A 3,669-nucleotide genomic window follows, 5' to 3' on the forward strand; every position below is an offset into this window, starting at 1 on the left:
ATTATATTACCTTCATCGACAGAAATCATCATACGAGCAACGAGAAATTTGGGAAACATAATTTTTCATAGATTATTGGGAGTTACCTCTATAATTCATCAGATTCATCAACAGTACTGTCTGATGTCCGCCTGCCAGAACGTGTTTTTCTGCCTGGCCGGGTCTGACTGTCTCTGGTTTTATCTTTTCTCTGATCTCTATAAACCTTTACAGTTGACAATAATGTCGCAATCAAAGCTCCGAGCAGCACTGATCCGAAAATGACAATAATGAGTGGCCATTCTACGGTAGCAAAGCCGAAGTTTATAGGAACTGGGTCAACATTAAGCACTGAAAGAAAAGCGATTGCAAGGAAGAGAACAATTGCCCCCACCATGCTCCATTGCCTTTTCATAAAGCTAATCTCCTTTCGGTTACCTCTTATTATTTTCTTAAGAATACCATAACTTCGAGAGATTTTCATTACAGGTGTTTATTTCCTGTTAAACATTGTACGGACAATCCTATCTCCAGTTTTTGGAAAAAGAGTGTAGACTTTGGATGCAGCATTTAACAGCCCTGGCATATTCACTTCTCTTTTTTGTCTGCCGATAGCTTTGATTGTCTTTGAAGCGACATAGTCAACTGGGAGGACAACTGTGCTGACATTCTTCAGATACTCCCCTTCGGGATCAAACTCATCAAAGAATTCAGTATCAACCGGCCCTGGATTGACAGTTGTCACGATGATATTGTGATCCTTCAGTTCCAGGCGAAGGGTATTGCTAAATCCAATAACCGCAAATTTTGTAGCTGAATAGACAGCCGATTTAGGTGTTGCAACTTTGCCGGCAATAGATGCGACGTTGATGATCTGACCGGACTGGTACTGAACCATGTGTTTCCCAACGAGCTGAGACATAAGCATGAGACCCAGGACATTGACCTTGAACATGTTTTCAACTCTGGAGAAGTCATAATCAAGAAACGTTTCTGTATGACCAAATCCGGCATTGTTTATCAGCACATCAATTTTCCCGATCTTATCTGTGACATGCGCTACGGCTCTTTGAACTGCATCGGTATCAGCCACATCAAGTGGATAGACAAGAGCCTGCGAACCATACTTATTTCTGATGTCTTCTTTGATCTGCTTAAGTTTATCCGTTCGTCTTGCACTTAGAATCAGAACAGCTCCTTTTTCAGCCAGCTGATAGGCCAGTTCCTCTCCTATACCTGAGGATGCGCCTGTGATCCATATCACTTTGTCTTTAACTCTATCCATTGATCTCCACTTCTCTCTTAATAGGTATAGTTACTTCTGCCAGGTCGTTCATAACATAAGATTCCGGGAAGTAGCGGCGTGCTTCTTTTTCCATCTCCTTGCTGTCAGCATACAGATACCGTGCACTGATATGTGTCAGAAGCAGCTTTTCAGCCCCGGATTCAAGAGCAGTTCGGGCTGCATCAATATTGGTGGAGTGGTTGTAGCTTCTAGCCAGACCCTGGTCATCTCCTTTGAATGTACTTTCGTGAACGAGTACATCTGCCCCGCGTGCGAGTTCAACACTGTTCTGGGTTTTCAAAGTATCTCCTAGAATCGTGACCACTCTTCCTTTCTGACTTGGACCGATGAAGGCCTTGCCATCCAGCACACGACCGTCATCCAGCGTAACTGTTTTTCCTTGTTTAAGCTGACCAAACAGGGGACCGAACGGCACCCCAAGTTCTTTCAGCTCTTCAGCCATCAGTTCCCCTTCACGGTCTTTCTCCTGAATTCTGAATCCGTATGAGGGAATGCCATGACGCAGCCTTTTGACAGTAACTATGAACTGGCTGTTTTCAAACAGCTTGCCTTCTTCAGTAAATTCTACATAGTCGATCGGGTACTTCACGTGAGATTGAGACAATTTCATAGACATTGAGACATATTGTCTTATCCCCGGTGGACCATATATGGTTAGAGGTGTATCGCCTCCTTGGAACGCTCTGCTGCTCAGAAGTCCCGGAAGACCAAAGATATGATCCCCATGCATATGAGTGATGAAAATCTTGTCGATTTTTCTCGGTTTAACAGAGGTCTTCAGAATCTGATGCTGTGTTGCCTCCCCGCAGTCAAAAAGCCAGATACTGTTAAGCTCATCTAACAGTTTCAATGCGATGCTGGAAACATTCCGGTGTTTGGCCGGTACTCCAGATCCTGTCCCTAAAAATACTAAATCCATATAACTATCCTTTACAGTTTTATTCTACAAATTCAAACTCAAAGTTATCAAGTCTGACTGTATCTCCATTTTTAGCTCCTTTATCTCTAAGAGCTTCATCAATCCCCATACCTCTCAGCTGCCTTGAAAATCTCATGACAGACTCATCGAACTGGAAGTTTGTCATCTGATACAGTTTTTCAACCTTGTCTCCGGAAATGACCCATGTGCCATCCGGATCTCTTGTAATCATAAACTCTCTGTTTTCTGGAGTGAATTTATAGAGTACACGTTCTTCTTCCCCTGTCTCCTCTTCATAAAGAGGGAATTCAGGAGCTGTTTCAAGCAGGTCAGCTGTCCGGCTCATCACTTGGTTGAGTCCTTTTCGGGTAAGAGCTGAAATTTCAAAAATTTCTACTTCTTCCCCGGACTTTTCCATTTCTTCTCTGAACGTCTTCAAATTCTCTTCAGAATCAGGCATATCCATTTTATTGGCTACAACTAACTGAGGTCTCTCTCTTAATTTCAAGTCATACTGCTCGAGTTCTTTATTTATCGTATAGTAGTCATCGACCGGGTCACGCCCTTCAACGCCACTCATATCTATAACATGAAGCAGGACTCGCGTTCTTTCGATGTGTCTCAGAAACTCGATCCCTAAGCCTACACCTTGAGAAGCCCCTTCGATGAGTCCCGGCATATCTGCCAGTACAAAACTTCGTCCATCATCTGTCTGTATCATCCCAAGATTTGGGACTAGTGTGGTAAAATGATAGGCTCCGATTTTTGGACGAGCTTGAGAGACAACACTTAATAAAGTGGATTTCCCTACAGATGGAAATCCAACTAGACCAACGTCCGCCAGTACTTTCAGTTCCAGTTCGATTTCTTTTTCGTCACCAGGCTCACCATTTTCGGCAATTTCCGGTGCAGGGTTTCTAGGTGACGCAAAACGAATATTTCCTCGTCCACCGCGTCCGCCTTTTGCTACCACTGCTTTCTGACCGTGTTCGACCAGATCTGCGAGCATCTGCCCAGTTTCGGCATCTTTAACAACTGTTCCAGGTGGAACTTTTACAAACAAAGCCTTTGCTCCTCGGCCGTGCATGCCTTTCGACATACCGTTTTCACCGTGCTCAGCTCTGAAATGACGATTGTATCTGAAATCCATCAGGGTTCTCAGACCCTCATCTACTACGAAGATAACGTCTCCACCAGTACCTCCGTCTCCACCAGCAGGGCCCCCATCGGGAACATATTTTTCTCTACGGAATGCCACCATTCCATTTCCGCCGTTTCCAGCCTTTACATTAACTTTAACCTGATCTAAAAACATTGACACGCTTAACCCTTCTTTCTCCATTACGCACTGGCTTATCTCTTTTATTTTACACTAATTTTCGTATGATATCTAATGACATGGCGACTATTTAATAATTTGAATCGAGTAGGAGGTAAATAATTAATTTATTTACCGTCCTCTCAC

Annotated in this window: 4 protein-coding genes; all 4 read right to left on the reverse strand. The window is 43.6% G+C overall.

Annotated features, from left to right (window positions below; genetic code table 11):
* Positions 1-88: 88 nt before the first annotated feature.
* Positions 89-394, reverse strand: a complete 306-nt coding sequence (locus BLR76_RS11325; protein ID WP_176759712.1) for a LapA family protein — start codon at positions 392-394, stop codon at positions 89-91.
* A gap of 78 nt (positions 395-472) precedes the next feature.
* Positions 473-1,264, reverse strand: coding sequence for an SDR family NAD(P)-dependent oxidoreductase (locus BLR76_RS11330; RefSeq protein WP_091269004.1), 792 nt, complete (start codon positions 1,262-1,264; stop codon positions 473-475).
* Entirely contained in the window at positions 1,257-2,204 is a 948-nt protein-coding gene (gene rnz / locus BLR76_RS11335) for a ribonuclease Z (protein ID WP_091269006.1), read from the reverse strand. The genes BLR76_RS11330 and rnz overlap by 8 nt, the downstream gene beginning before the upstream one ends.
* 19 nt (positions 2,205-2,223) lie before the next feature.
* Entirely contained in the window at positions 2,224-3,519 is a 1,296-nt protein-coding gene (gene obgE / locus BLR76_RS11340) for a GTPase ObgE (RefSeq protein ID WP_091269007.1), read from the reverse strand.
* Between the last annotated feature and the right edge of the window lie 150 nt (positions 3,520-3,669).

This window comes from Alkalibacterium thalassium, from assembly GCF_900101165.1.
Classification (GTDB): domain Bacteria; phylum Bacillota; class Bacilli; order Lactobacillales; family Carnobacteriaceae_A; genus Alkalibacterium; species Alkalibacterium indicireducens.